The organism is Novosphingobium sp. PY1 (genome assembly GCF_017312445.1).
Lineage (GTDB): Bacteria > Pseudomonadota > Alphaproteobacteria > Sphingomonadales > Sphingomonadaceae > Novosphingobium.
The window spans coordinates 19,016-42,744 of the sequence record NZ_BLTI01000008.1 but is presented as its reverse complement, the minus strand read 5'-3'; the positions used below and the strand labels follow the sequence as shown (position 1 = coordinate 42,744).

At 64.4% G+C, this 23,729-nt stretch carries 23 protein-coding genes and 2 riboswitches; of the genes, 3 read left to right on the top strand and 20 right to left on the bottom strand.

What is annotated here, in order from left to right; all coding sequences use genetic code 11:
* Positions 1–15: 15 nt before the first annotated feature.
* The 14 genes from J3474_RS11605 to J3474_RS11540 all read right to left on the bottom strand — a co-directional run bounded on the left by J3474_RS11605 (position 16) and on the right by J3474_RS11540 (position 13,606).
* On the bottom strand, positions 16–1,791 hold the full coding sequence (locus tag J3474_RS11605; protein ID WP_207094331.1) for a DEAD/DEAH box helicase: 1,776 nt from the start codon (positions 1,789–1,791) through the stop codon (positions 16–18).
* Positions 1,792–1,972: 181 nt separating this feature from the next.
* The gene (locus J3474_RS11600) at positions 1,973–3,370 is read right to left on the bottom strand and encodes an efflux transporter outer membrane subunit (RefSeq protein ID WP_207094330.1); all 1,398 of its coding nucleotides are present in this window, start codon (positions 3,368–3,370) and stop codon (positions 1,973–1,975) included.
* Complete coding sequence (locus tag J3474_RS11595) at positions 3,370–4,251, bottom strand: efflux RND transporter periplasmic adaptor subunit (protein ID WP_207094329.1); 882 nt, start codon at positions 4,249–4,251, stop codon at positions 3,370–3,372. The genes J3474_RS11600 and J3474_RS11595 overlap by 1 nt, the downstream gene beginning before the upstream one ends.
* Positions 4,248–4,463, bottom strand: coding sequence for a DUF1656 domain-containing protein (locus J3474_RS11590; protein ID WP_013833692.1), 216 nt, complete (start codon positions 4,461–4,463; stop codon positions 4,248–4,250). The genes J3474_RS11595 and J3474_RS11590 overlap by 4 nt, the downstream gene beginning before the upstream one ends.
* Positions 4,460–6,508 carry an FUSC family protein gene (locus J3474_RS11585; protein WP_207094328.1) on the bottom strand — a complete coding sequence of 683 codons (2,049 nt, stop codon included), beginning with the start codon at positions 6,506–6,508 and terminating at the stop codon, positions 4,460–4,462. Before J3474_RS11585 ends, J3474_RS11590 begins: the two co-directional genes overlap by 4 nt.
* Positions 6,505–6,957, bottom strand: a complete 453-nt coding sequence (locus tag J3474_RS11580; RefSeq protein ID WP_207094327.1) for a MarR family winged helix-turn-helix transcriptional regulator — start codon at positions 6,955–6,957, stop codon at positions 6,505–6,507. The genes J3474_RS11585 and J3474_RS11580 overlap by 4 nt, the downstream gene beginning before the upstream one ends.
* 87 nt (positions 6,958–7,044) lie before the next feature.
* The gene (cobU, locus tag J3474_RS11575) at positions 7,045–7,557 is read right to left on the bottom strand and encodes a bifunctional adenosylcobinamide kinase/adenosylcobinamide-phosphate guanylyltransferase (RefSeq protein ID WP_207094326.1); all 513 of its coding nucleotides are present in this window, start codon (positions 7,555–7,557) and stop codon (positions 7,045–7,047) included.
* Entirely contained in the window at positions 7,554–9,014 is a 1,461-nt protein-coding gene (locus J3474_RS11570) for a cobyric acid synthase (RefSeq protein ID WP_207094325.1), read from the bottom strand. The genes cobU and J3474_RS11570 overlap by 4 nt, the downstream gene beginning before the upstream one ends.
* Positions 9,002–9,937, bottom strand: coding sequence for an adenosylcobinamide-phosphate synthase CbiB (gene cbiB / locus J3474_RS11565; RefSeq protein ID WP_207094324.1), 936 nt, complete (start codon positions 9,935–9,937; stop codon positions 9,002–9,004). Before cbiB ends, J3474_RS11570 begins: the two co-directional genes overlap by 13 nt.
* Complete coding sequence (cobD, locus tag J3474_RS11560; RefSeq protein ID WP_376706529.1) at positions 9,930–11,018, bottom strand: threonine-phosphate decarboxylase CobD; 1,089 nt, start codon at positions 11,016–11,018, stop codon at positions 9,930–9,932. Before cobD ends, cbiB begins: the two co-directional genes overlap by 8 nt.
* On the bottom strand, positions 10,910–11,614 hold the full coding sequence (cobS, locus tag J3474_RS11555) for an adenosylcobinamide-GDP ribazoletransferase (protein ID WP_207094769.1): 705 nt from the start codon (positions 11,612–11,614) through the stop codon (positions 10,910–10,912). The genes cobD and cobS overlap by 109 nt, the downstream gene beginning before the upstream one ends.
* On the bottom strand, positions 11,614–12,189 hold the full coding sequence (locus tag J3474_RS11550; protein ID WP_207094322.1) for a histidine phosphatase family protein: 576 nt from the start codon (positions 12,187–12,189) through the stop codon (positions 11,614–11,616). Before J3474_RS11550 ends, cobS begins: the two co-directional genes overlap by 1 nt.
* Complete coding sequence (gene cobT, locus J3474_RS11545; protein ID WP_207094321.1) at positions 12,186–13,202, bottom strand: nicotinate-nucleotide--dimethylbenzimidazole phosphoribosyltransferase; 1,017 nt, start codon at positions 13,200–13,202, stop codon at positions 12,186–12,188. Before cobT ends, J3474_RS11550 begins: the two co-directional genes overlap by 4 nt.
* Entirely contained in the window at positions 13,199–13,606 is a 408-nt protein-coding gene (locus J3474_RS11540; RefSeq protein WP_207094320.1) for a DUF1636 domain-containing protein, read from the bottom strand. The genes cobT and J3474_RS11540 overlap by 4 nt, the downstream gene beginning before the upstream one ends.
* Before the next feature lie 177 nt (positions 13,607–13,783).
* A riboswitch (cobalamin riboswitch) is annotated at positions 13,784–13,979 on the bottom strand.
* Positions 13,980–14,038: 59 nt separating this feature from the next.
* A riboswitch (cobalamin riboswitch) is annotated at positions 14,039–14,248 on the top strand.
* A 165-nt stretch (positions 14,249–14,413) separates the two neighbouring features.
* Between J3474_RS11540 and cobO the strand changes: the two genes are divergently transcribed.
* The 3 genes from cobO (at position 14,414) to J3474_RS22725 (ending at position 17,851) form a co-directional block, all read left to right on the top strand.
* The gene (gene cobO / locus J3474_RS11535; RefSeq protein ID WP_207094319.1) at positions 14,414–15,031 is read left to right on the top strand and encodes a cob(I)yrinic acid a,c-diamide adenosyltransferase; all 618 of its coding nucleotides are present in this window, start codon (positions 14,414–14,416) and stop codon (positions 15,029–15,031) included.
* A gap of 158 nt (positions 15,032–15,189) precedes the next feature.
* A complete protein-coding gene (ggt, locus tag J3474_RS11530; protein WP_207094318.1) occupies positions 15,190–16,944 on the top strand; it encodes a gamma-glutamyltransferase in 1,755 nt (584 codons plus the stop codon).
* 109 nt (positions 16,945–17,053) lie between these two features.
* Entirely contained in the window at positions 17,054–17,851 is a 798-nt protein-coding gene (locus J3474_RS22725; RefSeq protein WP_242528375.1) for a M23 family metallopeptidase, read from the top strand.
* A gap of 13 nt (positions 17,852–17,864) precedes the next feature.
* Here J3474_RS22725 and J3474_RS11520 read toward each other — a convergent pair whose 3' ends face one another.
* The 6 genes from J3474_RS11520 to J3474_RS11495 are packed head-to-tail and all read right to left on the bottom strand — an operon-like array spanning position 17,865 to position 23,725.
* Complete coding sequence (locus J3474_RS11520) at positions 17,865–18,335, bottom strand: prepilin peptidase (protein ID WP_013833705.1); 471 nt, start codon at positions 18,333–18,335, stop codon at positions 17,865–17,867.
* A gap of 22 nt (positions 18,336–18,357) precedes the next feature.
* Entirely contained in the window at positions 18,358–19,203 is an 846-nt protein-coding gene (locus J3474_RS11515) for a tetratricopeptide repeat protein (RefSeq protein ID WP_207094317.1), read from the bottom strand.
* 1 nt (position 19,204) lies between these two features.
* The gene (locus tag J3474_RS11510; protein WP_207094316.1) at positions 19,205–20,176 is read right to left on the bottom strand and encodes a type II secretion system F family protein; all 972 of its coding nucleotides are present in this window, start codon (positions 20,174–20,176) and stop codon (positions 19,205–19,207) included.
* 2 nt (positions 20,177–20,178) lie between these two features.
* Positions 20,179–21,180 (bottom strand): type II secretion system F family protein, encoded by a 1,002-nt coding sequence (locus tag J3474_RS11505; protein ID WP_207094315.1) that lies wholly within the window; start codon positions 21,178–21,180, stop codon positions 20,179–20,181.
* Positions 21,177–22,568 (bottom strand): CpaF family protein, encoded by a 1,392-nt coding sequence (locus J3474_RS11500; RefSeq protein WP_207094314.1) that lies wholly within the window; start codon positions 22,566–22,568, stop codon positions 21,177–21,179. The genes J3474_RS11505 and J3474_RS11500 overlap by 4 nt, the downstream gene beginning before the upstream one ends.
* 2 nt (positions 22,569–22,570) lie before the next feature.
* Entirely contained in the window at positions 22,571–23,725 is a 1,155-nt protein-coding gene (locus J3474_RS11495; RefSeq protein WP_242528374.1) for a pilus assembly protein CpaE, read from the bottom strand.
* Positions 23,726–23,729: the final 4 nt, after the last annotated feature.

The following is a 23,729-nucleotide window of genomic DNA, read 5'->3' as shown; positions in this document are numbered from 1 at the left end:
CGCCTTGGGGAGACTTCAGTCTCCCCGGCGATCCTTGCGCTGCTTCTTGCCGAACTGGCCTGCAGCGCCGCCTTTGTGTCCGGTCGGACGCGGCTGGTGCCGTTTGCCCTCGCCGCGGGGCGGACCGCCCTCGCCTCGCGGATGGCGGCGCGGACCGCCTTCTTCGCGGCGGCGCCCCTTGGCGACATCGCGCGGGGTATCGGGCGCCAGTTCGATCAGCACACCGGCTTCGTCGTCCGCGCCTTCGCGCGCAGTGCGCGCCACGGACTTGGCGAACTGGTCGGACTGCTCGCTGGGTATCTGGAAATAAGTCTCGTTGGCGGAAATGCGGATTGCGCCAACGGCGTTGCGGGTCACGTGACCGCGGCGGCACAGCAGCGGCAGGATCCACCGTGGATCGGCGTTCTGGCGTTTGCCGATATCCATGCGGAACCAGACGACGTCATCGAAACCGGGACGCTGGCGCTTCTGCTGCCCGTCCATCGAAGAACCGATAAGTTCCTCAGGCTGCGGCATCCGCTCGCGGAAACTGCGAACCAGGGCTGCCGCAAGGTCTTCGGCGCTGGTCTTGCCCAGCAGTTCCTTGGCGATCTCGCGATCTTCCTCGTCGAACTCCACCGGCTGCATGATCTGCTCGATCAGGCGCTCGCGGTCGTTGCGGCGGATCTGCTCGGGCGTGGGCGCTTCGATCCATTCGGCCTGGACGCGCGCACCGCGCAGCATGGATTCGACACGTCGACGGCGCGGGAACGGCACGGCGATGACCGCCGTACCCTTCTTCCCGGCGCGACCGGTGCGGCCCGAGCGGTGCTGAAGCGTCTCGGCATCGCGCGGAATTTCCACGTGAATGACAAGGCTTAGCGAAGGAAGATCGATGCCGCGCGCGGCAACGTCGGTGGCGACGCAGACACGGGCCCGGCGATCGCGCAGGGCCTGCAGCGCATTGTTGCGCTCGTTCTGCGAATGCTCGCCGGACAGGGCAACGGCCGAAAAACCGCGCTCGGTCAGCGTCGCGTGAAGGTGGCGCACATTGTCGCGCGTGGCGCAGAACAGGATGGCGGTCTCTGCCTCGTGCAGGCGCAGCAGGTTGACGACCACGCGCTCGATGTCGGCCGGCGCGACAGTCACAGCCTGGTAGGAGATATCGCCGTGGCCGCGCGACTCGCTCATCGTCGAGATGCGCAGCGAGTTCTTCTGGTAGCGGCGGGCCAGCGCCTCGATCGGCTTGGGCATCGTCGCCGAGAACAGCAGCGTGCGCCGATCCTTCGCCGTGGCATCGAGGATCTCCTCGAGGTCCTCGCGAAAGCCCATGTCGAGCATCTCGTCGGCCTCGTCGAGGATTGCGACGCGCAATTGCTCGAGGTCGAGCTTTCCGCGCTCGAGGTGGTCGCGCAGGCGCCCGGGGGTGCCCACGACGATCGTCGCGCCCTGCTCCAGCTGCTTGCGTTCGCGAACCGGGTCCATGCCGCCAACGCAGGTCACAATGCGGGCACCGGTGCGGGCGTAGAGCCAGGTCAGTTCCCGGCTGACCTGCAGGGCTAGTTCGCGGGTCGGGGCAATGGCAAGCGCCAACGGTGCGCCGGGCCTCGTGATTCCCTCTCCTGCCAGGAGCTCATCCGCCATGGCCAGGCCGAAAGCGACGGTCTTGCCGGAGCCGGTCTGCGCCGAGACGACGAGGTCGCGGCCTTGCGCTTCGGCTTCGACGACAGCCGCCTGAACGGCAGTCAGCGACTCGTAGCCATGCGCTTCAAGCGCCTCTGCCAGTGGCTGGGGAACCCGGGTAAATGTCATAGAAATACAATATCCTGCCGCAAAGGCGGCCTGGCTGAGAAGGGATGACGGGATGCGCGGCTCTACGGCCGGAATTTGCCTCCCCATAGAGGCATTCGGCAAAATATGCGCGATTCATTTTAGGCAAGGTGCAATTAGTTTTTGGAGAAGGCGATAAATTCCGGCCCAAACCGCCCGCGCGCTACTCCCAGCCGCCCCCCAAAGCGAGAAAGATGGCGATCTGGTCGTCGACCAGTCCCGCCTGCGCACTGGCGTAGTTTGCCTCGGCCTCGGCCAGGGAGCGTTGCGAATCGAGCAAGGTCAGGAAATCGCTGCGTCCGAAGCGGAACAGCTTGCCAGCCTGCTGCGCGGAAAGCGCAGCGCTTTTGCGCGCTCGTCCCAGTGCAGCTGTCGTGTCGCGATCGCGCGCGTAGGCCTCGAGCGCAGTCTCGGTCTCACGCAAGGCGGACAGTACGGTCGAATCGAAGCCCGCGATATCGGCTTCCACTTGCGCATTGGCCTGATCGATCGCAGCGCGCACTGCCGGTCGATTGGGGAACGACCAGCTGATCAACGGCCCGAGGCTGAAGCCGAACGAAGTTGGGCCGCCGATATTCTTGAGCGGCCCGGACACCCCCAGCGAACCGCCCAGGCTGACCTGCGGATAGAGGTCTGCCGTCGCAACGCCGATGCGCGCGGTATCCGCTGCAATGGTCCGTTCGGCCTGGCGGATATCGGGACGCCGCCGAATCAGCGACGCACCATCTCCCACCGGCATCGCCTTCGTGAGACTGGGAAGCGTGTCGCACAGCTCGACTTCCCTCGGATACTCGCCGGGCGGGCGTCCCAGCATCGTGGCGAGCAGATAAAGCGCGCTGCGGCGCTGCGCGATGAAACCCGGCAACTTTGCCTCGCTCGCGTCGACTTGCGCTTGCGCACGGCTGACATCGAATGCCGTCCCGCGACCACCCTTTTCAAGGCGACGGGTGGCATCGAGAGTCTGTCGCTGCAAGGCGACGATGCGCTTCGTGGCCGCGAGACGGAAATTCGCGCCGCACACGTCTGCGTAAGCCTTGGCCGTAGTGGCTGCGACGCTGACACGCACGGCATCGCGGGCCGCGGCCACCGCGTCTCGGTCGGCCTCGCTGGCTTCGATGGCACGGGCAATCTTGCCACGCAGGTCGAGCGGCAGGGCCAGCGAGATACCGGCGTCGTAATCGACGACACCTGGGAGCGAGTAGCCGGTCGAAGACGGCCGTGCGAGACTAGCGCCGCCGGAAATCCCGGTGCTCAGAGTGCGGTTGGCCGCCGTCCCGCGGATGACAGCTTCCGCCCGCTTCAGGTTGGCATCGGCCGCGCGCAAGTCGGCATTCGCGGCCAGGGCTTCCTCGACCAGACCATCGAGAACGGGCGAGTCATAGAGGCGCCACCAGCGCTCGGGCAGCGGCTGCTGGGAAAAGGCGACGTCGCTCGCCGAAACGAAAGCGCCATTGGCGCTTTCGCTCGTCGCGACCGAATTGGACGGCGGCGCGTAATCAGGACCGGCAGTGGCGCAACCGCCAAGCAGCAGCGCGGCCGCGATGGGCAGGCACTTGCGCATCACTTGAGGTCCTTGTCTGCCGGCTGGATCGTGACTGTGGCGGTACGCCCGACGATCAGTCGCAGGTCCTTGGGAACCTGCGTAAGACGCACGCGCACCGGGATGCGCTGCGCCAGCCTTACCCAGGTGAAGGTCGCCTCGACATTGGGCAGCAGATTACCCGAATTGCTTCGAGCGGTGTCGCTGATACCGGCAGCGATGCTCTCGACGATACCCTTGATCTTGCGATTTTCGCCCATCAGCACCACCGTCACCGGGGCGCCGACGCGGATGTAGGGCAGCTTGGTTTCCTCGAAATAGCCTTCGACGCGGATGCTGTCACTGTCGATCAGGGCCATGGCCTGGTTGCCCGCCGCCACGAAATCGCCCGGATGCAGGTCGAGATTGGTCACAGTTCCGTTGACCGAAGCCTTCACTTCGGTGCGCGCAAGGTTGAGCTTTGCGGCTGCGAGTGCGCTCTGCGCTTCGGCAAGCGCTGCTTGCGCGGTTTCGACAGCCGCGAGGTTCTGCTCGTGGGTCTCGGTCGCCACAAGATCGCCAAGTGCGATATCGCGCCGGGCCACGCGCCGGGCCTGGTCGAGCGTTGCCCGCGCACTTGCAACGTTGGCCTGCGCCTGTGCGGCAGCCAGCGAGTAGCGCGGCCTGTCGAGCACGAACAGGAGGTCGCCCCTGCGCACCTTCTGGTTGTCCTGCACGGCCACCGACGTCACCAGGCCGCTGATGTCGGGCGTCACGCGCACCACGTCGGCGCGCACGCGGCCGTCACGGGTCCAGGGGCTGGTTTCGTAATGCCGCCACAACCAGATCGCGACGATTGCCGCGATCGCGACGATGACGATGGTGGCAAGGCTGGGGGCTATGCGCGAGAGGAGACGTTTCATTGGGGGAAACCGATCAGGGGAGCCGTCACGGCCAGAAGACCAAGGACGAGAATGAACAGACAGACGTCGACCAACGCACGGTAGGCGACGAAGCGATAGAAACCGAAATCGTTGGCGAAGCGGACGATCACCGCCGTCAGGATCGCCGCGACGATCGCGAGGACGAGCAGCGTGGGAACGAACACGCCGTAGATGGAAAGCTCTCCTCTCATGCGGGCAACTCCTTCATGGGCTCTGCTGCAGGGAAAAGATTGCGCCGCAGGCTGATGAGGGCAAGGGCGCCGGAGCGCACGAACTGGGGGTTATCATCGCCCAGCACTTCCTTCAGGGCCCGGTCGATATCTGCCAGCAGGTCTGGCGCGGCGGGCTTGTCACGTTCGGGCTCAAGCTTGCGGTAATATTCGCCGACATCGCGCAGGACCTTGGTCACCGGAGCGGCCTTTTCCGCGGACATCGCCAGGCGCAGGTCGCGCAGCTCGCCGATCGCTACGCCGGTGCGCAAGTCGCGCAGGGCATCGTAAAGGGGTGAGCCGGGCGCCTTGCCGCTCATGGCAAGGCGCGGTGCCAGTAGCGCAATGCGGTCCAGCATGCGGTTGATCCAACCGTGATAGTCCGCGGGGGCCATGAGATTGCTGCGCTCGGCAATGTCCTTCCAACCAGCCCGGATGGTTCGCCGGATTGCCGCTTCGATACCGGAGGATTGCAACAGGCGGATCATCGTTATGGCAAAGACGATCCCCACGAGTTGGGCGAGCGCCCCGTCCACGTAGCTGCCGAAGCGGCTGACATATGTAGGTGCGATCAGTAGCGGACTGCCCAGACCCAATAACATCGGCAAGGCGAATCCGCCGTAGCGCGGGGATGACATCAAGGCCCCCAGTAGAAGCAATGCCGGTGCCAGTGCTGCGGCGAACTCGGGGAAGCCATGCAAGGCAGGCAGGATCGCATAGCCATAGATGGCGCCAATGACGATGGCGATGAGGGTGCCGATGAAGAAGGCACGCAAGGGAGCCAGCGGATCCGGTGCGGCCGAAAAAAGGGCGGAGAAAACGCCGGCAAGCATGACGCCGGCATATGCCTCGGTCCATCCGCTGCCGATCCAGAGCGCCGAACCGACCACAATCGTGACGAAAGCGCCGATCGCCCCCCTCGTCGCGCCGCCGACATCGTAATGCAACTCTCGGCCGCGCCGCCCTTCGAGGAGTTCGGCAGCGCGTGCCGAGACCGGCTTGCGATCCAGGGAAGAAAGCTGCTCGGACAGGTCACGGCAATCGCGGTGCGCCCTGATCAGGGTCGAAAGGCGCGAAACGAGGCTGAGCAGCATGAGTCCGTGCCAGCTCGAATCCGCTGAGACGACGGGCTCAAGCTCGGCGCAGCGCGCCTGCAATTGTCGGGCCTGTTCCTCGCGATCCGCCTGAGCGAGCCAGTCGAGGTTCCGCAACCACGCGCGCACATCGTCGAGCAGGCCTTGCACATCGCCCGGAATCGATCCTTCGGCGTCCAATTGCTCGATCCGGTCCGTCACCGCCGCGCCGAGCGGCATGATCAGCGAGAGCTGGTCCTGCAGCGCGCGCACGGTGCGGATACGCGGCGCCGTGCGTGCGGTCTCGAACGGCAGGTGGATCGAAAGCTGGTGAAGTTCCGTGATGTCCTGCGCCAACCTGCGCCTTTCGGCATCGACGGAGGGATCTGGGCTCGGCTGCAGCGAATCCGCCGACCAGCGTTCGGCGTCGAGCAGGATCGTAGAGACCCTGCGCAAGAGGAAGGCGGAGATCGACTGCGGCAGGACAAGGCCATGCACGAGGCTGCCGCACAGGATGCCAATGGAGATTTCCTGAAGCCGCAAGCTGGCTGTCTCGAAAATGGCGCCGGGCGTATCGACGCTCGGCAGCACGATCAGAACCGCGGTGTAGCCCGCTAGCACGAAAGCATAGGCGCGCGGCGTGCGATCGAGCAGCGAGACGAACACGCAAAGCGCCAGCCAAAAGCCGATTGCGCCAACCAGGAGCACCGGCGAATTGACGAGACTGGGCACCATGATCACGCTGGCCGCTGCGCCCACGAAAGTGCCGATGACGCGAAACAGCGCCTTCGACAGCACCGCTCCTGCAAGCGGCTGTGCGACGATATAGGAGGTGAGGAATGCCCAGTACGGCCGTTCCAACCCGATCTGGATCGAGATATAGACCGCCATCATCGCCGCGATGTAAGCCTTGAGCGAGAATACCGCGGCGTCGATTCCGAAGCGCTTCATCATAGACGGTCCGCAGTCTCTGCGATGCGGACGGACAGGCGTTCGAGCACCTTGACGACTGTCGAGAGTTCATCGTCGCCCAGCTCTGCGAGCAATTCACCGCGCACCGCCACGAGACGCGCATCGATCCGCTTGCCAAGATCGATGCCCTTTGCGGTCAGTCTTACGTGCTTTGCGCGGCGATCCTGCTCATCGGCACGCCGCTCGAGCAGTTCGGCTTCTTCCAGGCGGTCAAGCGTGCGGACCAGCGAAGGCTCGGTGATACCGATGCTTCGTGCAAGGTCGCCCTGACGGACATCGCCGCCCAGGCGCAGGAGATGGACAAGCGTCCAGCCTGCCGAATTGGAGATGTCGAGCGACGCCAGCGCAGCATCGCCCAGTTGTTGCCAGGCGCGCGCCACCGGCCCGATCCGGGTCGCCAGGTTCCGTTGCAGCCGCTCACGTTCGTTCATGACTAATAATTAGCACGCTAACGAATAAGCTCAAGCGGCCCTGCGCCGTCCATTTCGCAAGCACGCTTTCACAAAACGCAACATATTTTATACGGATTTGAAGTTCAGCGGCAATCCGGCAGCAACCATGACAACTTCGTCGACAGCTTTTGCGACGGCCTGATTGAGCAAACCCGCCTCGTCCCGGAAGCGTCGGGCCAGTGCGTTATCCGGAACGATACCCAGACCGACCTCATTGCCGATCAGGGCGATGGGCACCGGGCAGGTGGTGACCGCATCGATCAGGCGCTCCCGCCCGTCGGCAATGGAATACTCAGACAACATCAGGTTGGTCAGCCACAAGGTGAGGCAATCAACGAGCAGCGCATCGCAGCGGCCTGCCATCCCGACAATCGCCTCGGGCAGTGCGAACGGCGTCTCCCACGTCTCCCAGCGCTCGCTGCGTCGCGCGCGATGCTGGGCGATACGCGCCGTCATTTCCGCATCGTGAGCCTGCGCCGTGGCGATATAGCCAAGCCGCCCCGGCAAAGCTTCAAGTCGCTCCTCGGCATAGCGGCTCTTGCCCGAGCGCGCGCCACCCAGCACCAGCAGGCGCTTCATCGCGGCGCACTCCCTGCAAGTTCGAGCAATCCGGGAATATCGACATGCACTTCGAGCACTTCGGCGATTTCGTCGAGCGCCATGTCCACCACATGCGACTGATCGAATGCACCGCCCTGCGCCCCGATTCTGCCCAGAAGCGACTTGCGCAGACCGGGAGTGCCCAGGAAACCGTGGCAATAGGTGCCGAGAACGAGGCCGTCAGCGCTGATCGCACCGTCGCTGCGTCCGTCATCGAACTGCGCGAAAGGACGGATGCGTCCCGGCCCGTCGGTCACGCCCATGTGCATTTCATAGCCACCGATTGGCTCATCGAGAGCCGTACCGCTCACGGCTTCAAGGCTTTTGACGGTTCCGATCTGCGTATCCACATCGAGAAGCCCAAGCCCGGAGACTTTCGAAGGGGCGCCCTCGATGCCGATCGGATCGGCAAGACTGCGCCCCAGCATCTGATAGCCGCCGCAGATGCCCAGGATCATGCCGCCCCGGCGTCGATGTGAAAGGATGTCGATGTCCCAGCCCTGCTCCCGCATGAAGGCCAGGTCAGTGATTGTCGCTTTCGAACCGGGCAGCACAACGAGCGATGCCTGCGCCGGGATCGGCGTGCCCGGCGGGATCATGGCAAGGTCGATATCCGGTTCTCCGCGCAAGGGATCGAGGTCATCGAAATTCGCGATGCGCGGAAGGATCGGGCAGGCGACCAGCTTGCGTCCGGGCCTTGCTCCCTGCCCGCGCTCGAGCACGACGGCATCCTCACTGGGCAGGCGCGCTGCGGCCGAAAGCCATGGCACGAGCCCATAGCCACGCCACCCGCTGCGCTCGGCAATGGCGTCGTAGCCATCCGAGAACAGTGCCGGATCGCCGCGGAACTTGTTGATCAGGAACCCGCGGATCATCGCCGCGTCTTTGGGTTCGATGACATTGCGCGTGCCCACGACCGCCGCGATCACCCCGCCCCGGTCGATGTCGCCGACCAGCACCACCGGCACCCCGGCCGGCCGGGCAAAGCCCATATTGGCGATGTCGCCTGAACGCAGGTTGATCTCGGCCGGAGACCCTGCACCTTCGACGACCACCAGATCACACTGCGCCTCAAGGCGCCGGTAGCTTGCCAACACTTCGGGCAGAAGATTGCGGCGCCCTTCGCGAAAGTTGCCCGATCCAAGCGTGCCGCGCACCTTGCCGTGGACGATCAGCTGGGACGTGCGGTCGGCCTGCGGCTTGAGGAGGACCGGGTTCATGTCGACGTGCAGAGGCGCACGCGCTGCGATGGCCTGAAGAGCCTGGGCACGGCCGATCTCCCCGCCTTCGGGCGTGACGGCGGCGTTGTTCGACATGTTCTGCGGTTTGAACGGCAGGACCCGCAAGCCCCGGTTCGCCAGTGCCCGGCACAGTCCCGCCACGAGAACCGACTTGCCCACGTCGGACCCGGTTCCCTGCAGCATCAAGCCAGCCATGCAGCCCCCAAGGCGATAATTCCCAACAAGGCGCATGCGCGCCGGTAAATCGCCAAGGCGCGGGCAAGCGCCCCCGCATCGGCTTCGCCCCCCTGCCCGATCCAGAGCTTGTCCGCCAGCACCCCATCGTAGGCGATCGGCCCGGCAAGTCGTACCGACAGGGCGCCGGCCATGGCCGCTTCGGGCCAACCGGCATTGGGAGAGGCATGGCGGGCATGATCGCGCCAGAGCGTGGCCCATCCCCGCATGGCGACCGAGCAAAGCAGAACCCCGGCAATGCGCGCCGGCACGAGGTTGGCCAGATCGTCGCTCCGCGCGGCGGCCCAGCCGAAGTGCGTATAGGGCGTCTCGCGGTGGCCGATCATGCTGTCTGCCGTGTTGATTGCCTTGTAGGCCCAGGCTCCCGGCAGTCCGAGGACGAGCAGCCAGAACAGCGGCGCAACGACGCCGTCGCAGAAACTTTCCGAAAGGCTTTCGATGGCCGCACGCGCGACGCCGGCCTCATCGAGCGCGGCAGTGTCGCGGCCGACTATCCAGCCGACGGCCTCACGCGCACGCGCGAGGTCTCCGCGCTGAAGGGCGCTAAGGATCGGGCGAACGTGATCGTCCAGGTTGCGCGCGGCCATGGCAGGCCAGGCGAGCAGGCACAGGATCGGCCAAGCCCAGGCTCCCGCCAGCTGCCGCAAGGTCTGTTCGATCAGCCACGCGCCGCCTCCTGCGAAAGCGAGCAAGGCACAAACGGTGACGATTCCGCCGATCCGCCGATGGCCGTTGCGGACAAGCGTACGATTGAACCGCCCTTCGCACGCCCCGATGAGCCAGGCGAACATGCCAACAGGGTGGCCGAAGCGGCGATGCAGGCGAGCAGGCCATCCCAGCATGCTTTCGATGGCCATGGCGCAGAATGCGATGGGCTCAGCCATGCGGAAGGGCCCGGTCAAGGCGCCGCAAATCCCGCGAGGAAGCCGGGATGCCGATCCGCAGCCAGTCGGGAAAACGCTCGAAAGGCCGCACGAGGATACGGTTCTGCGCCAGGTGCCGGAAGAGGAGTTCCGCGCTGCGCGTCTCGACGAGCCGGAACAGCGGACAGGCTCCCTTTGGCTTCAGGCCATGTCCTGTCAGGACCGCATCGAGCGCTCGCGCCCTTTCGAAAAGGGCAAGGCGCGTACGCGCGATCCACGCTGCATCCTCGTAAGCTGCCGTACCTATGGCGAGCGCGGCAGCATGGACCGGCCAGTCCCCGATAGCTTCGCGCATGGCGGCTATCAGGTCACTCGGTCCGAGCACGAAACCAAGCCGCAGTCCGGCAAGACCGAAGAATTTGCCGAAGGAGCGCAGGACGATCAGCTGCCGGCCATCGTGCACGTGCGGCGCGACGCTCTCGCTCGGTTCGCAGTCGGCATAGGCCTCGTCAACCACGAGCCAGCTCCCTTCAGCGGTCAGCCGATCGGACCACCCGAGTATGTCGTGACCCTGCCGCAGGCGACCATCGGGATTGTTCGGGTTGGCGAAGATCAGGGCGACCGGTTCAACCGGGACTTTCCCAAAGTCGGCGGCTGGACCGTAGAAGGCCTCTTCATGGCTTGCGTACGCCGGTTGCAGCGCACGCCCCTGTAGACCGAGCAGGCGGGCGACCAGGCGGATCGCCAGCTCGCTTCCGCCGATCGCGCAGCAATGACCGGAATCGACCCTGAAGTGCGCCGCGGCCCGCGCCTCGAGTTCATTGAGCGCGTCGGGTTCGGGCAATCTGGTCCAGTCGGTCGCCGGGACGGATGCTGCGGGCCATGCCTCAGGATTGATGCCCGTGGAAAGATCCAGCCAGTCCTTCGGACGTCCGCCGTAGCGACGGCAGGCCTCGTTAAGCCGCCCGCCATGCCGCACGGCCTGCACGGCGCTCACGTCAGGACCAGCGCTGCTAGAAGGATTGCTTCGCACAGTTCTATCCCTGCGCCATGACCGTCGCCCGATATTCCGCCGAGCCTGCGGCGGAGCCAGATGGACCATATCGGTATCGCCAGGACCATCACCGCGAAGGCAGGCTCCCACAAAACGACAGACAGTGCGGGAATGGTCCAGAGCGCAAGATCCGAAACCCGCACCCCGGCGCCGAGACGGCTGCCCAGTCCTTCGTGCAGGGGCGGAAGCATCCTTGCCCAGAACAGGGGGGCGATGCGCGCAAGTCCCGGCAGGATGCAGAGCAGCGGTAATTCAGCGAGGCTAATATGTTGCAGCAATGCGAACTTGGCGAGCAATTGCAGCACGACGACGACGACGCCGAAGCTGCCGACACGCGGATCGGCCAGCACTTCGGAAAGCCGCGCTGGATTGCCATGCGCGGCACCGGCCGCATCGGCCACGTCGGCCAGTCCGTCGAGATGCAATGCGCCCGTCACCGCCACCCAGGCCACCAGTGCAAGCAGTGCCGCCAGCCAGGCGCCTTGCAGCGATCCCAGCCACCAGGCGCCTGCCACGACCGCGCCGACAACCAGCCCCACGAGCGGGAAATAGCGCAGCAGCGCGGCGAAGTCCGCCTCGTCGGCCTTCACGTTCGGCAGGGGCACGCGCGTGGTGAACTGCATGGCGAGAACGAAGCGGCGGATCATGGCGCGGTCGTCTCAAGCGCTATGACCTGCCCAGCACTCTTGCTTCCCGGCCATACCCGCAGGCTGAGCAACGCGCCGTATGGCAGGTCGAATGCCCAGACGCCGCGATGATCGAGCCCGGTGAGGCAGGAGACCGCAGCACGGATCGAGCCGCCATGGGCCACCACGAGGCAATTATCGCGGATATCCGCCAGTGCTTCTCCCACGCGAGAGACGAGAGCCGACCATGTTTCGCCTTGCGGCGGAGGATAGGCATCCGGATCGTCCCAGAACCGGGCAAGCGCGTCACTGTGCACTTGCTGCGGAGGCTGGCCGTCCCACGCACCGAAATCGAGTTCACGCCAGCGCGGGTCGATTTGCGCTGCGAGGCCGCGCTGCGCCGATATCTCCCGAGCCGGAAGCCATGAGCGGGCAAGGTCCGAACACCGAACCTGCTTGCAGGCAACAGCGCGAGCACGTTCAAGGCAGGCTGTGATGCCGCAAGCCAACGGCGGCTCGTCGAGGTGGCCGAGCATCAGGCCGGGTCGCTGCGGAGCTCCGTGCCGCATGAGGTGCAGCATGAAGCTCGTCATACAACGCCTGCGACCCTGGCTTCGGCAAATGTCGCCATGCCGTTGTGCGCAGCAATTGCCGAGCGCACAAGCTGCGCCGCCACCGCTGCACCGGTGCCCTCGCCCAGCCGCATCCCCAGTTGCAGCAGGGGGGCAAGGCCAAGCCAGTCCAGCAACCTGGCATGGGCTGCTTCCATGGAGCAGTGAGCGGCAAGGCAGTGCGCTGCGAAACGCGGCTGATCGACCACCAGCGGCGCTATGGAGGCGCAGACGATGAACCCGTCGAGCAGCACCGGAATGCGCTTGATCCGGGCAGCGAGAATGGCCCCGGCTATTGCAGCAATCTCGCGCCCTCCCAATCGGCGCAAGGTTTCGAAAGCATCGGTGCAGCGGGCACCGTGAAAGGACAGGGCCTGTGCAACGACGGACTGTTTGTAGGCGATACCGTCCCTGTCGAGACCCGTTCCGGCACCGACCCACTCGGCAGCTTTGCCATTGCAGGCCTGCGCGCACAGAGCGGCTGCGGGCGTGGTGTTTCCTATCCCCATTTCGCCCACGAAAAGCAGGTCCAACCCCTCTTCGACGACCGCAGCCCCCGTATTGAGCGCGGCCAGGCAATCTTCCTCGCTCATGGCAGGCTGCTCGACGAAGTCCGCCGTCGGACGGTCCAGCTCGATCGGCACGATGACCAGTTCTGCACCGCAAGCGCCGGCCAGGGCGTTGATAGCCGCCCCGCCCGCCGCGAAGTTGGCGACCATCTGCGCGGTCACTTCGGGCGGATAGGCACTGACCGCCTTTGCGGCGACACCGTGGTTGCCGGCGAAGATCGCCGCACGGATGCCCTCCAGCACCGGTCGTTCCCTCCCCTGCCACGAGGCCATGAAAATAGCGATGTCTTCCAGTCGACCGAGCGAGCCCAGCGGCTTGGTCAAGGCGTCCTGGCGCAACTGTGCGGCGGCCTGCGCGACCTTGTTGGCCTCGGGCAGATCCAGGAGCGCTGCGGCAAAGGCTTCGCGGCTTTCGAACCGGATCATGTGCACAAGAAGCCTTCTGGCGGGGTGCGGGTGATGAAGTGCCCCTTCACGCCCTGCGGCCAGCTGCGATAGGGGACGACGCCTTCTTCGCTTTCGGCATGTTGCGCAGCATAGCTGAGAATCGCGTGCGCGGCCTCACGGTCAGGGGCGAAGTCTCCCAAGACATATCCCATCTTGCCGGGCGCCCGGATATGCACGGTGCAGAAACGCTTGCAGGCGAACAGGCACGGCATTTCCTGAACGCTAACGGCGGCCAGCGCTGGATCGCCTGCCTGCACCTCGCGCATCACGGAGGCCAACCGCGCACCGCCGCGCTCGCCGTGTTCGTCCTCACGTTCGGTTTCGGCATGGCGACAGGTCGAGCAGACCACAACCGAGGCGTTTGCGTCGACTGCACGCAGCATCAGCGTAACGCTCCCGAGCGCGGACGACAAAATGACATCAAGAGCATGGCGGCGCTCCCTCCTTGCAAACGGCTCCAGCCCCACCGGAATCCCAACCGGCGAGACGATGACTGTCGTTGCGCGAGGGGTGACCCCGCCATAACGGGGCCCTCGAACACCCGGTGCGCCCTGCCCGGATGAAGAACGACTGCGGCAGGCAGGTCTCCTGGCTCACGGGTCAGCGCCGCTCCGGCCGCCTTCTCAGGACCGGCTTGGGGTCCCAATGGCGAAATGGCCGGATGGCTCGCCGCTTACAGTTGCAGGGGCAGCCCGGGACTTGCACCCGAATTCCCTTTTGATCCCCTTGCGGGGAACCTGTCGCAGCCCGGCAAGTATCGCGCAGTCATGCCCTTCGCAAGCGCAATATGCTTGCAGGCAGACTTGCCCTGGCCTATCCGCGGGGCCGTAACGGGTGCCCGCAAGGGCTTAATCGGGAAGTCCGGGCAGCGAAGTCTTCGCTGCATCTGCGGCACTGCTCCCGCAACTGTGACCGGTGAGCGCATCGCCACTATGCCATTGAACGGGCACACCCTGTTCGAGAAGGCGGCGAAAGGCGCGGCGATCCGGAAAGTCAGGAAACCGGCCCGCTACCGTCGTTCCTTCGCGCGGGCGGGATGAACCGGGCGGACGAGGGCCTCGCATCCTGCGGGCAATCCCTTGGCAAACGACAATCGTGCGTGCGTCGAAGAGGAAACCCGAGTGAATGCCAAACTTGCCGGACTCTCCTTCGCCCCGCCGCATGCCACCCCCGAGAGAGGCCAAACCGCTATGACCGATACCGAAAATCTCGCCGAAGAAGACCGCCGCCACAAGGAACGGACCCGCAAGCTCAAGTCCGTAGTCGATGCGCGCATTGCTGCAGCCAGGATCGACAAGGGGCTGGTGCTCGTTCTTACAGGAAACGGCAAGGGCAAGTCCTCCAGCGCCTTCGGCATGGTGGTTCGCACGCTGGGCTACGGGCGCACGGCGGCGGTATTCCAGTTCATCAAGAGCAAGGTCGACGTAGGCGAACGCGCTTTCCTTTCCGTGCAGCCGGGCGTCACCTGGGAGAACTGCGGCGAGGGCTTCACCTGGGAAACCCAGAACCGCCAGCGCGACATTGCCGCTGCGCAGGCCGGGTGGACCAAGGCAAAGGCCGCGCTGGCCGATCCTGAGATCTCGCTCGTCGTGCTCGATGAACTGACGTACCTCATCAATTACGGCTACCTCACGCTGGAAGAAGTCCTTCCTGCGATCAGGAACCGGCCGGAGATGCAGCACGTGGTAATCACCGGGCGCGCGGCCCATGCCGAATTCATCGAACTGGCCGACACGGTAAGCAGGATCGGTGACGAGAAGCACGCTTTCCGCAATGGCATCAAGGCGCAGCCGGGGATCGACCTCTAGCCAACGGCAGCGCACTGCAAGCAGAAATGTCCTCGCCGCAAGCCCCTATACCTGCCGGACGGAACTGTTAGGTTCCGTCCCGGCGATCGCGCGAGTCCCTGACTGAAGGGGCCATCGCCGCGACAAGATCGATTGAAGCTACCCCGCGGAGAACCCTATTGCGCCGCCTTTTCCTGTCCGTCGGCCTTGCCGCACTGACACTGACGACCGTTTCCCAGGCCAGCGTTTCCCAGGCCAGTCCGCCCCCTGCAGCAACCGTCGAGCAGACCGCACGGTCCGAAGTACCGGAGCGCGAACAGGCCGGGTTTGCAAAGCATGCAATGGTCGCGGCGGCCAATCCCCTGGCGGTGAAGGCAGGGGTGGACGTGCTGCGCAAGGGCGGCTCGGCGGTCGACGCCGCAGTGGCGATCCAGGCGGTCCTCGGCCTTGTCGAACCGCAGAGTTCGGGGATCGGCGGCGGCGCCTTCATGGTCTACTACGACGCGAAGAGCCGCAAGGCGACATACTACGACGGGCGCGAAACCGCGCCTGCCGGCGCGACCGACCGCCTCTTCCTCGACGATGACGGCAACCGACTGCCTTTCTTCGATGCGGTTCTTGGCGGCATTTCAACCGGCGTGCCCGGGGCCGTGGCCATGCTAGACATGGCCCATCACGATCACGGCAAGCTCGCCTGGGCGGACCTGCTGAAGCCGGCCCGCAATCTTGCCGAGGACGGCTTCATCGTCAGCCCCCGCCTTGCGGGCATGATCCGGATGGAGCGCGCACCGCAATCCTCCGCGCCCGATGCCGTCGCGTATTTCTCCAAGCCGGACGGCACCCGCTATGCCGCGGGGGACCGCCTGCGCAATCCGGCCTACGCCCGCACCTTGGAGCGGATCGCCAGGTTCGGAGCCTCCGGCCTGCTGACCGGCCCTGTTGCCGCTGACATCGTCAGGCGCGTGAGCGAGGGACCGCGCCCAAGCACGATGACGTTGGCCGACCTCGCCGCCTATCGCCCGCGCTCCGGCCCGGCGCTTTGCGAACCCTACCGCGTTTACATGGTCTGCACGCCGCAGGCACCGTCCGGCGGCCCGGGACTGCTCATGGCGCTGGGCATTCTCGACCATACCGATATCGGCAAGCGCAATGCCAAAGATGAAAAGGCCTGGTTCGAGTTCGCGCAGGCAAGCCGGCTGGCCTATGCCGACCGCGATCGCTACGTCGGCGATCCGGCCTTCGTCGAAGTACCGATCAAGGGCCTGCTCGATCCGGACTACCTGGCAGCGCGCGCCGAACTGATCGGGGAACGCGCAGGCCCGGTCAGCTTCGGCCATCCGAAGGGCGCACCTGCTGTCGGCCCCGACGCTACGGTCGAGCCCGGCGGGACAAGCCACTTCATCGTCGTCGATGGCGAGGGCAATGTCGTCTCGATGACGACCACGGTGGAGAGCATCTTCGGTTCCGGACGAATGGTCGATGGGTTCTTCCTCAACAACCAGCTTACCGATTTCTCGTTCTCGCCCACCGATAAAGACGGAGCGCCAGCAGCGAATGCCCCCGCCCCCGGCAAGCGACCGCGCTCGAGCATGGCACCGGCCATCGTCCTGACGAAGGACGGCCGCTTTCATGCCGCTGCCGGATCGCCCGGCGGGACTTCGATCCAGGCCTATAATCTCAAGGCGCTGGTAGCGATGCTGGACTGGCACATGTCTCCGCAGGACGCAGTGGCGCTGCCCAACCTTGTCGCCAAGGGCGATACCTTCCGCGCCGATCCGTTCCCCGAACCGATCATGACCGGCCTTGCTGCACGCGGCATGCCGCTCTCGACCTCTCGCAGCGAGGAGTCGGGAATTCAGGCGATCGTGGTCCAGAACGGCGGCTATGAAGGCGGAGCCGATCCAAGGCGCGAGGGCATGGCGCGGGGCTTTTGAGGCAGGTATTCATACCTCCAAATCCCCGCGTTCCAGTTCGAGACGCAGCGTCAATTTGAGTTAACAGACCGGCGCTTTTCCTTTAGTTTACGGCTACGGGGGAAGTGCCATGATCCTTGAATGCCAGAGCAAGAAGACGATCCGCCCAGCGATGCTCGGCGCGGTCGCTCTGGTCATGGCCCAAGCCGCACCGGCAATGGCCGGTGAGGACGGCGTCAATCGCATGGCCGTGGTCGACACCGGGACCGCGGGAAGTTGCCTGACCGCCGGAGCCATCGTCAGCGACCGCGCCGCCTGCGTCACGTCGCCCCACCCTGCCCCGTTCGCCGCTGCGCAAGCTCCGCCTGCACGCATCACCGTCGGCCGCGCCGTCGATCTCAGCGGGCAGGAACCGGTCCGCTATCTTTCGTCTTCCGCTTCGCTCGATCAGAGCCGATCGGTCATCATGTCCTCCAGCGGACGATTCCGGGACACGGTACGCCTGCTGACGCCGCCACCGGGCACTGGATCGGGCGGTGCGCCCGAAGGAATGCCCCTGCGCTCAAGCAGGCTGTCGAGCGGCTTCGGCCTGCGCATGCATCCCCTGCTCAACCAGGTGCGCATGCATACCGGCGTCGACCTTGCTGCGGCCATGGGTGAACCGGTCCATGCCACTTCGGCGGGTGTCATCATGTCGGCAGGATGGCAGGGCGGCTACGGTCTAGCGGTTCGCATCAACCACGGCAAAGGGGTGGAGACGCTCTATGGCCACCTCTCCCGCCTGAACGTCAGCCCGGGCCAAACGATCAAACCGGGCGACGTCATCGGTTTCGTCGGCTCGACCGGCCGGTCTACCGGACCCCACCTGCACTACGAAGTGCGCAAGGACGGGCGTCCGATCGATCCTTCTTCCAGCTTGCACAAGTAACCCCGTCTCCGCCTCAGAATGCGGAAGCTGCGGTGATGAGCGCGCCTGCAGCTATGGCGATGCCATATGGCAGCTTGTCGAAATTGTCGTCCGAGCCGCGCCCGCCGATCGGCTTGCGCATGATCCGGCGCACGGTGAACCAGACGAGGAAGAGGACAAGCCCTGCGATCGAAACCGAGAGAAGCAGGCGCGATGCCTGCGACCACGCGAACCAGCCGGCGCAACCGGCATAGAACTTGGCATCCCCGCCACCGATCATGCCGAAGCGGAACAGGACCATGCCTACCACCAGCGCAACCGCCAGATGCAGGCCGTGGCTACCCACGCCGCCCAATCCGGCTTCATAAGCGGCAAGGGCAAGGCCAGTGGCAGCCGTCAACAGGCAAAGCCAGTTCGGGATGCGCCGCTGTACTGTGTCGGACCAGCTCGCATAGAAACAGGCGGGAACCAGCACCACCAGTTCCGCCCAGAAAATGACATTCATCTAATCGGTTACCCTGCGAGCGTCAGCGCGAAGTCGGAAAATCGATCCGCACGAGCGGCTTGAATCCGGCCCTATCGGCCCTGGCGGTCTTCGGCGTATCTGCGTCGGTTGCCCCGCCAGAAGCGTCCGCCTTGCCCCCCTCGGCCTTGTCCTTAGCGTTATCCTGCTTGCGGCCATCATCGGAGAACTCGATGCGCACCGCCGGCCTGAACGTGTCGAGCTTGCCCCCGCGCACGCCCACGACCGGCAAGGAACCGCGTCCCGCCTGGCTCTCGGCCTGGACCGAGCGGATCATAACTTCGCCGCGCGAAATGCGCTGGAGCGTAGCCCCGCTTGTCGAGGGTGCCGTCTGCCGTGCAGGCTCTTCGGCTGCGGCGACCTCAGGCCTCGCTTCCTGCAACTGGATGTCGTGCGCCCCCGTCAACGTGCGAGCAGCGACTTGCGCGGCAAAGTCTGCTTCGTGCCTTTCGGCCAGCAGGGTCGAGCGCATCAGGCGAGCCATGTTGGCCTGGTACATCGCATTCTTCGGCTCGACGGCAAGCGCTTCGGAAAAGAAGCGGTGCGCCTGCTCGAACTGGCCTAGCCGCACATAGGCGACGCCCATCCCGTTGGCTGCGGGACCGATCTGGTCGCCAGCTGCAAGCGCCTTCTGGAATTGCTCGATAGCCTGGCCCGTCCGGCCTGCAGCCAGATGCGCGCGTCCTTCGGCCACTGCCGCGGCAGCACTGTCGGCATCTGCGGTGCGCACCTGAACTTCCGGCTTGGCTTCGTGGCGAAGTCCGAAGAACTCGAGCGCCCGCCCGCACCCGCTCAACGACATCGCCATCAGTACGACGCAAGCGATGCGTGTTCCTGTCTTGCTCAACATGTCAGCCCCCACTCATCACTGGAAGAATAATTCGCACGACCCGGATGGCCGCCGGAAGCATTAGCGTGCCGATCATCGACGGCAGCATGCAGGCCACGAGAGGAATGGATATGAGAACCGGAATGCGGTGCGCTTTTTCTTCGGCACGCATCCGGCGCTTCTCTCGCATTTCCGACGCGTAGACGCGAAGCGTCGTCGCTATGCTTGTACCCAGCTTGTCGGACTGGATCAGCAGCGTTGCGAATGATCCGATTTCGTCGATCCGCGCCATGGCAGCCATGTTGCGCAGCGCGGACTCGCGCGTGGCACCGGCACGCAGTTGCAGCGTCGTGGTCACCAGCAAACGCGAAACCAACGGGTGCGAAGTCACCATTTCACGCCCGACACGATCGAACGCTGCCTCAAGGCCCAACCCCGCCTCAACGCAAACGAGCATCAAATCAAGCGCATCGGGAAAGCCATTTAGCACTTCCTGGCGCCGTGAAGCGGCTCGTGCTCGGACATAGATGTTGGGAACGTAGAGGCCCATTACGGCGCTGAAAGTTCCGATAATATAGAGCTTCATATAGCTCACATCACTGCCCGCAAGCAGCAGTGCCCCGATCAGCGCAGTCGGCAGGGCGATCACAAGTATCAGGCGCACTAGCGTATAGATGCGAGCCGCAGCGGGAGATTCAAAGCCGGCCGCCTGCATCTGCTCGGTCAGCGCATCGGACTTGGTATCGCTGAGATTGAGCCCCGCCCTCTCGATTCGCGCCACCAGCCGCGACCAGGCATCTTCGCTGGATCGGCGCAAACTGGATGCCGAGTGCGAACTTATGCTTTCCCGACCGATCACTTCCAGCTTCGTGCGAACCCGGGCCCGCTTCGAGGTGGCGAGCATGACGGCGAGCGCCACACCGACCACCAGGGCGAAGATCAGGAGCAACAGGAAGTTGCGGATCAGAGCGTTGTTGGCGACAAACTCGACCATATTTACACCTTCAGGTCCGTCAGGCGTCGAATAGAATAGACCCCTACGCAGTAAAGCAGGAAGAGCGCGGGAAAACCGATGACAAAGATGGGATCCTGAGCAACGTCGAGGTAGAATATCGGGTTGACCAGGAACATGCCAAGCAAGGTGAAGACGGGCAGGACGGTGAGCATCCAGCCTGTCATGCGCCCTTCCGAACTCAGCGCACGTACCTTGAGGTAAAGCGCTGCACGCTCACGGATGACCTTCGAGAGATTGTCGAGAATTTCAGCCAGATTGCCGCCCGTCTCGCTCTGCACCGAAACGCACACCACGAACATGCGGATGTCCTCAAGGTCCCAGCGCTCGGCCATGGCCGCGAAAGCATCGTTGAGCTCGGCGCCATAGGCCACTTCGTCGGACACAAGGCCGAACTCGGTGCCCACAGGATCGGACATTTCTTCAGTGATGATGCCGACGGCCGAGGCAATCGGATGTCCAGAGCGGAGCGAGCGTGAGAAGATGTCGAGAGCCACCGGGAACTGCTCTTCCATTCTCTTGCGGCGCTTTTCCGCCTTGCGGCTGATCAACATGATCGGGAGCGCAATCGTCGCACCGAGGCAAAGAACCAGGGCAAGCTGGACAACGCCCAGGGTGATCGTGATGCGAAGGACGAAGAGAACAAGCAGCAGCAGACACAGCGAGGCGATAAAGGCAATGACCATGCGCAGCAGGATTTGCTTCGCCTCAGTCCGCATCGCCGCCATCATGACCATGCGAATGAAATTGACATACTTGCGCTCGAACCAACCGGCATCCGGAGAAAGGTGCGGGGGGGCATTCTTCAGCAGGTTATAAGCCACCGCCTCGCGCGATAGCCCCGCCCGCAGCATTCGCAGACGTTCGTTAATTCCGGACCGCTCCGATCGCCGGTCCCAGGCAAATCGCAGGAAGATCTGCGAGATCAGGAAAACCGTTATGAATGCCGCGATCAGGACGAAGAGTCTGATGAAAAGTGCAGTCATGACGCGTCGAACGCAGCAGAGTGGCGGAACAGATCGGGATCGAGGTGGATGCCCTGCTCGGCCAATTGGCCCGCGAACTTCGGACGAATGCCGGTAGCCTCGAAATGGCCCAGAACGTTTCCGGCGTCGTCGCGCCCGGTCATCTTGAAGCGGAAGATCTCCTGCATGGTGATCGTGTCGCCTTCCATGCCGGTGATCTCGCTGAGTGAGAGCAGCTTGCGCTTGCCGTCCGAAAGGCGTCCGATCTGGATCACGACGTTGATGGCCGCCGCGATCTGTCCGCGGATCGAACGGGCGGAAATATCGATGCCGCTCATGCCGACCATCTGCTCGATACGAGAGAGTGCATCGCGCGGTGTATTGGCGTGGATCGTCGTCATCGATCCGTCGTGGCCAGTGTTCATCGCCTGCAGCATGTCGAAGGCTTCACCGGCACGGCATTCGCCAAGGATGATGCGGTCGGGACGCATGCGCAGGGCGTTCTTGACGAGCTCGCGCTGCGTGACCTCGCCCTTCCCTTCGATGTTGGCCGGCCGCGTTTCGAGGCGGGCAACGTGCTCCTGCTGGAGTTGAAGTTCCGCCGAGTCTTCGATGGTAACGATGCGTTCACGCTCGTCGATGAAGGAGGACAACGCATTGAGCATCGTCGTCTTGCCCGAGCCGGTGCCGCCGGAAATGATGATGTTGCGCCGTCCGAGCACGATCCCGCGCATCACTTCAGCGACCTGCGGGACGATACTGCCGATCTCGACCATGCGCTCCATGCTGATCGGCTTCTTGGAAAACTTGCGGATCGAAAGCAGCGCGCCATCGATGGCCAGCGGCGGGACGATCGCATTGACGCGCGAGCCATCCTGCAGTCGGGCGTCGACGAAGGGCGAGGACTCGTCGATGCGACGGCCGACCGCGCTCACGATTTTCTGGATGATCCTGAGCAGATGGCGACCGTCCTGAAAGCGCGTGGTCACTTTCTCAAGGACGCCGAAGCGTTCGACGAATACCGAATCCGGACCGTTCACGAGAATATCGTTGACCGTCTCGTCCTTGAGGAGCGGCTCAAGCGGCCCGAGGCCGAGGAGCTCGTCGAGAACCTCTTCACACAGGGTCAGGCGCTCGGCGCGGTTCAGCATTTCGCTCCGCTGCTCGAGGATCTCGGCTACGATGACCGAAATCTCGTTGGCAATCGTCTCTCGCGACATCTTGTCGAGCGCGGCGAGGTTGATCTGGTCGAGCAACTGCCGGTGGATCTCTATCTTCAGGTCGAGCTGGCGCGAGGCTTCGCGACGCTCCGGTTCGAAGAGCGGCGCAGGCGTCAGCTTGTCGAGCGACATCCTGGATGCCGCGCTTGGCGGATCCTGGACTTCCGGCGTTCTGCGAAGCTGCCACATGATCAGTCCTCCCTCTTGAGACTGCTGTCTCTCAGCAGCTGACCGAGTCTGCGGACGTCTGCCATGAACTTGCTCTTGCGGTGGACAGCACTCGCCAGCATTCCCTGGTCCTGCGACGTGCTGACAAGAGGCGATTCCAGCGCAACCTTGCCCAGAACCCGGTGGTTGAGCGTGCGGGAAACATCATCGAGATCGATGGTCTTGAACAAGCGGTTCTCGACCCGGTTGACGACGATTTCCACGGCGGAACTCTCGATCCCGACCGACGCGAACAGTTCCAGCCGGCGACGCGCCTGGCGCAGGCTTGCAATCGAAAGCTCGCATACCAGGATGATCGAATTTGCAGCCAGGGCCGCAGACAATGTCCAGTTCGTCCAGTTGGCAGGAAGGTCGAGAACGACATAACCGAAGCGCTGACGCAGCAGATGGATGACCCGCAGCAACTGGTCGATATCAACCGATTCAAGCGGCAGGATCGCCTCGGGCGCGGTAATGACGGAAAGCCCTTCGCCCGCCTCGCCGATGATTGAAGTCAGTAGATCGTCGTCAAGGCGGTCGCCCGCTTCCAGAAGGTCGTTGAGACTGCCTCGGGCGTTGACTCCAAGATAAATCCCGACGTTGCCGAACTGCAGGTCGAGGTCGACGATGACAGCACCGGCGGCGCCTGCATGCTCGGCAAGATCCGAAGCGAGGTGCGTCGCGATCGAAGTCGCACCGCAGCCGCCGATGGAACGCGCGACCGCCACCAGCGGTGCCAGCTTCTGCGTCGAGCGGGGCCGCGTATCGCGCCGCACCGAAGCTTCGAGCACCACCTGCATGAGTTCTTCGGGTTCGAGCGGCAGCGAGACGACATCGCTTACCCCCTGTCGCACCAGCGTCCGTACGAGCGAGACGCTGGCATCGCCGATCGCCGCGATAAGCGGAACGTGGACATAGTGCTCACGAAGCGACGACAGTCGCCGCATCGAGCCTGCATCGCGCGGATCGACTTCCAAAACGATCTGGGTGGCTTCACCAATCACCGCGTCGGGCACCTGCTCGGCCGGATCGAGCTCGTGCGCCCGCACTCCTGCCGGAAACCTGCCCCCGACCGCGGCATTGAAAGCGGAGATGTACGGTCCGCTGGCAATGACGAGGATGTCGGTGTCGCTCTTCAATGTG

What these genes read in the sequence shown, in the direction of transcription:
- J3474_RS11500 (WP_207094314.1), bottom strand. Translation starts at nt 22,568, where the DNA reads ATGTGGCAGCTTCGCAGAACGCCGGAAGTCCAGGATCCGCCAAGCGCG.
- J3474_RS11580 (WP_207094327.1), bottom strand. Translation starts at nt 6,957, where the DNA reads ATGAACGAACGTGAGCGGCTGCAACGGAACCTGGCGACCCGGATCGGG.
- cobO (WP_207094319.1), top strand. Translation starts at nt 14,414, where the DNA reads ATGACCGATACCGAAAATCTCGCCGAAGAAGACCGCCGCCACAAGGAA.
- cobU (WP_207094326.1), bottom strand. Translation starts at nt 7,557, where the DNA reads ATGAAGCGCCTGCTGGTGCTGGGTGGCGCGCGCTCGGGCAAGAGCCGC.
- cbiB (WP_207094324.1), bottom strand. Translation starts at nt 9,937, where the DNA reads ATGGCTGAGCCCATCGCATTCTGCGCCATGGCCATCGAAAGCATGCTG.
- J3474_RS11520 (WP_013833705.1), bottom strand. Translation starts at nt 18,335, where the DNA reads ATGAATGTCATTTTCTGGGCGGAACTGGTGGTGCTGGTTCCCGCCTGT.
- J3474_RS11590 (WP_013833692.1), bottom strand. Translation starts at nt 4,463, where the DNA reads ATGAGAGGAGAGCTTTCCATCTACGGCGTGTTCGTTCCCACGCTGCTC.
- J3474_RS11600 (WP_207094330.1), bottom strand. Translation starts at nt 3,370, where the DNA reads ATGCGCAAGTGCCTGCCCATCGCGGCCGCGCTGCTGCTTGGCGGTTGC.
- cobT (WP_207094321.1), bottom strand. Translation starts at nt 13,202, where the DNA reads ATGATCCGGTTCGAAAGCCGCGAAGCCTTTGCCGCAGCGCTCCTGGAT.
- J3474_RS11585 (WP_207094328.1), bottom strand. Translation starts at nt 6,508, where the DNA reads ATGATGAAGCGCTTCGGAATCGACGCCGCGGTATTCTCGCTCAAGGCT.
- J3474_RS11595 (WP_207094329.1), bottom strand. Translation starts at nt 4,251, where the DNA reads ATGAAACGTCTCCTCTCGCGCATAGCCCCCAGCCTTGCCACCATCGTC.
- J3474_RS11515 (WP_207094317.1), bottom strand. Translation starts at nt 19,203, where the DNA reads ATGTTGAGCAAGACAGGAACACGCATCGCTTGCGTCGTACTGATGGCG.
- J3474_RS11505 (WP_207094315.1), bottom strand. Translation starts at nt 21,180, where the DNA reads ATGACTGCACTTTTCATCAGACTCTTCGTCCTGATCGCGGCATTCATA.
- J3474_RS11510 (WP_207094316.1), bottom strand. Translation starts at nt 20,176, where the DNA reads ATGGTCGAGTTTGTCGCCAACAACGCTCTGATCCGCAACTTCCTGTTG.
- J3474_RS11570 (WP_207094325.1), bottom strand. Translation starts at nt 9,014, where the DNA reads ATGGCTGGCTTGATGCTGCAGGGAACCGGGTCCGACGTGGGCAAGTCG.
- J3474_RS11540 (WP_207094320.1), bottom strand. Translation starts at nt 13,606, where the DNA reads ATGCTGCGTGCAGTCGACGCAAACGCCTCGGTTGTGGTCTGCTCGACC.
- cobD (WP_376706529.1), bottom strand. Translation starts at nt 11,018, where the DNA reads ATGGTCCATCTGGCTCCGCCGCAGGCTCGGCGGAATATCGGGCGACGG.
- J3474_RS11605 (WP_207094331.1), bottom strand. Translation starts at nt 1,791, where the DNA reads ATGACATTTACCCGGGTTCCCCAGCCACTGGCAGAGGCGCTTGAAGCG.
- J3474_RS22725 (WP_242528375.1), top strand. Translation starts at nt 17,054, where the DNA reads ATGATCCTTGAATGCCAGAGCAAGAAGACGATCCGCCCAGCGATGCTC.
- J3474_RS11550 (WP_207094322.1), bottom strand. Translation starts at nt 12,189, where the DNA reads ATGACGAGCTTCATGCTGCACCTCATGCGGCACGGAGCTCCGCAGCGA.